This is a genomic window from Clostridiales bacterium (assembly GCA_017961515.1).
In the GTDB taxonomy this organism is placed as follows: Bacteria; Bacillota; Clostridia; order Acetivibrionales; family RGIG10202; genus RGIG10202.
The window spans coordinates 1-3,512 of the sequence record JAGCXC010000056.1; the positions used below are offsets into that span (position 1 = coordinate 1).

At 35.8% G+C, this 3,512-nt stretch carries 5 protein-coding genes; all 5 read left to right on the forward strand.

The window, feature by feature from the left end:
- The coding region (locus J6Y29_04100) for a hypothetical protein (protein MBP5427054.1) at nt 1–216 on the forward strand (216 nt) is incomplete at its 5' end.
- Nucleotides 217–227: 11 nt separating this feature from the next.
- Nucleotides 228–389 (forward strand): hypothetical protein, encoded by a 162-nt coding sequence (locus J6Y29_04105; GenBank protein MBP5427055.1) that lies wholly within the window; start codon nt 228–230, stop codon nt 387–389.
- Nucleotides 386–661, forward strand: coding sequence for a hypothetical protein (locus J6Y29_04110; GenBank protein MBP5427056.1), 276 nt, complete (start codon nt 386–388; stop codon nt 659–661). Before J6Y29_04105 ends, J6Y29_04110 begins: the two co-directional genes overlap by 4 nt.
- A complete protein-coding gene (locus tag J6Y29_04115) occupies nt 654–1,271 on the forward strand; it encodes a hypothetical protein (protein MBP5427057.1) in 618 nt (205 codons plus the stop codon). The genes J6Y29_04110 and J6Y29_04115 overlap by 8 nt, the downstream gene beginning before the upstream one ends.
- Entirely contained in the window at nt 1,219–3,423 is a 2,205-nt protein-coding gene (locus J6Y29_04120; GenBank protein MBP5427058.1) for a hypothetical protein, read from the forward strand. Before J6Y29_04115 ends, J6Y29_04120 begins: the two co-directional genes overlap by 53 nt.
- The last annotated feature ends 89 nt before the right edge of the window (nt 3,424–3,512 follow it).

A 3,512-nucleotide genomic window follows, 5' to 3' on the forward strand; every position in this document is an offset into this window, starting at 1 on the left:
CGGATTAGAAAATGCGCTAAAGAGGTTGATTTATGTAAGGTTAAAACTGGTGAGGTATTTAAATACAATGATAGGCACTTTATGTTATGTATTAATAATACTGAGGACACTAAATATACTGTTGATTTAGTAACCGGCAAATTATGCCGATTACAGGCTAAAGATGATTTGATAAGAGTTGAGCTACTTACTAATGTTGAGTTATCTATATATTAAGGAGGTTAATTATGACAGCAGAGATTTACTATGAGAGAAATGAGCACACATGTAAGAGCGTTATTGAGCTGGATGAGAAATATGGTGTAACGGATAATATTGATTTGATAAGAGAGATTATATCAACATTAGACGATAATCAATATACTATTAAAAGGGTGGTGATAGAATGATAGATTTAAAAATAGCTGAGGCTCGTAATGTTTCACATGAAACATTAGGACAAAAATATAAGGATTGGATAGAGTATGGCCGGATTAGAAAATGCGCTAAAGAGGTTGACTGTTATAGTATGTTAGTCGAGAGAAATAATCATCTATTTATTTATCTTAGTACCGGTCAGGAGATTAAGGCCGATAAGTTTAAGGGTGTTAGAGATGATGCTATAAAGAGCTGGTTAACTGTATTATTCACTATAGGGATGGAGGCTAAAAAACATGGCTAAAGGGATGGGCAAGCGAGAAAAAGCTATATATAATCAAATTGATAAAATGAATAGCAGACTGGAGGCAATAGCAAATAGATTTGGATTAGAGTCTAGTATTTATGGAGAGTATTTAAATAAAGTAAAGAGCGCTTTTCCTAATGAGGGACAAACTAGAGTTATAGAAACTCCAAATGGCTCTATTATACAGATTAGAAACAAACAGGCTAACCGAACAGATGCAAGAGGCCAGCACGCTTTTAAAGAGGCTTTAAAAATGCCTACCGTTAGGCAATACGAACAGGCTATAAAGCGAGATATAGCTAGAGAAAGGGGAGCGGAGTCATTTGGTGAGGCTGAGCGCATGGCTAAGCATATTACTAAGGAGGAGGTTACCCAGTATGTAGCTGATAAAGACTTAGTTAAATCTTATATGGAGGATGGCAAGCTACAATATAGTGAGGATATAAGAGACGCATTAAGTGCAAAAGGCTCTAAAACTTATGGCGAGTTGGCTGAGATATTGAGAGAAATGGATAAGGAGGGAGGCAATAATGCCAAAATACAGGAGGCTCAGGATGCAAATAGGGTGGAGGCAACATACCGAGGCGGTAAAGCTAAAATTACATAATGGAGGTGAGATACCGGCCTATATTATTCATTATAAAGCCGGTCAGAGATTTCCTGATTTACCGCCAGCCGGTAGAGTTATTTCTATTAAGACAGTTAACGATATAGGAGAAAAGGAAGTACTACATTATTTGCCTATATATGCTGGATTTGATATTGAGACAACTAATGTAATAGATGGAGATACAAAACTAGGTTTTATGTATCATTGGCAATTATCTATATGTAATGATGATTGGGGTATAGTTTTTCTAGGCAGAGAGTGGGAGGCCTATGTTGACTGTATTGAACAAATACAAGCTTTTTATCATTTAGATGCTAGTACTAGAATAATTGTTTGGGTTGCTAATTTAGGATTTGAGTATACTTTTCTTAAAAGCCGGTTTAAATGGATAATTGATAGATTTTTTGCTAAGGAGGAGAGGCATCCTTTAAACGCACCTACAGTTGGAGGTATTGACTATAGAGAGGCGCTAAGTATCTCAGGAGGCTCATTAGCTCAGCTTGCTAAAGATTATACTTTTACTCAGAAATTGGTTGGAGATTTAGACTATAGCAAGCTCAGGAGCTCACAAACACCATTAGAAAAAGAAACAGAGGAGCGCTATTGTATTAATGATGTTACGATATTAGCAGAGTGGTCTAGTTTCGTTTTTGATAAGTATATAAAGCCGGATAAAAAAATTCCATTAACTAAAACAGGCCTACTCCGGTCAGAAATGAAAAGAGAGCTAAAAGAGAGCACAACTTACAAACAGAGACAAGAGTATAAGCAATTAGTTTATGATGCTTTTCCTGATGAGACTACTTATAAGTTTTGGTTTAGGTATCTTTTTAGAGGCGGTTATACCCATGGCAATATTTTAAACTGTGGCTATACAATAGAGGATAAAAATACTCCTGAGGATGCTGGAGCGGATGGGTTTGATATAACTAGTTCATATCCAGCTCAAATGAATGTAGCGTACTATCCTGTGACTCCTTTTGAGCCTATTTATGATTATGATTTAGAGCAATTAATTAAATCTAAATGTGTAATTATGATAGCTGAGTTTGATAATATTAAGCGTAAAACCTCTATATCATACGAGAGCAAGCATAAGGCTATTGAGTTACCCTATAAATATATTGAGACTAAGCGAGGCTTAAAAAAAGTAATAGATGGTATAATAGATAATGGCCGTATTGCTGAGCTTAATGGGACTTTAAAAGTATGCATAACTGAGATTGATTATAAAATCTATAAAGAGCTGTATAGCTGGGATGGGCCTGTTAGGATTAAAGCTATTTGGGTTGCTGAGCGTGGCCGGATGCCCTCTTTTGTAACAGCGGTACTTAATAGGCATTATAAAAACAAGGCTTTAATGAAAAAGCAAGGCCTCAAGGACTCACCTGAGTACGCAATAGAGAAAAGTGGCGTAAATGCCAGCTATGGCCTCCTCGTGACACGCGTGCAATTGGATAAGGTAACAATAGACTCTAATGGCAATTGGGTAACTATAGAAAATAGTGTAGATTTTGAGAAAGAGCGTAAAAAGGCATTTTTATTGCCTCAGATAGGTATATGGGTGACAGCTCAGGCAAGGCTAGCATTATTCCTACCCATGTTTGAAATAATAAAGCGGTTAGGTGATAGATATATTATTTATAATGATACGGACTCAATAAAAGTTAGAGCTCATCCACTTATTTTTGAGATAATAAAAAAGTATAATGATTGGATGAGTAAAAGGATAAAGGCTGTTGGACTGACTGAGCCGGAGTTTGATGATTTAGGCCAGTATGAGCACGAGGCACATTATACAAAAATAAAGGTTTTAGGAGCTAAAAGGTACTTAGTAGAGGAAAATGGAAAAGTAAAAGCAACAATTGCCGGTATGCCTAAAAATGCTTTATTAAATATAAAGGGTGATGCTTTTGAGGCCTTTTCTGAGTGGGGCATGAGCCTAGAGGCTGGAATATCAGAAAAGCGTACAATACACTATGAGGACTCTCCTAGTGATTGGATTGCTCCTGATGGTGTTATGATGCATGAGGAGAGCTCAGCTTGTATTTATGAGATTGCTTTTAGTATGACTTTAGATGAGTATTATAAAACAATGATACAAGACAGTATTAAAAATGAAAAAATGAGAAAGTTAGGAGGCTTTTAAATTGGTAATTGAGAAAGAGGATGTAAAATACTTAGATGATAATCCACAAAAGGCATTATAATAGATTGGAAAAAAGTTTTTAAATATTA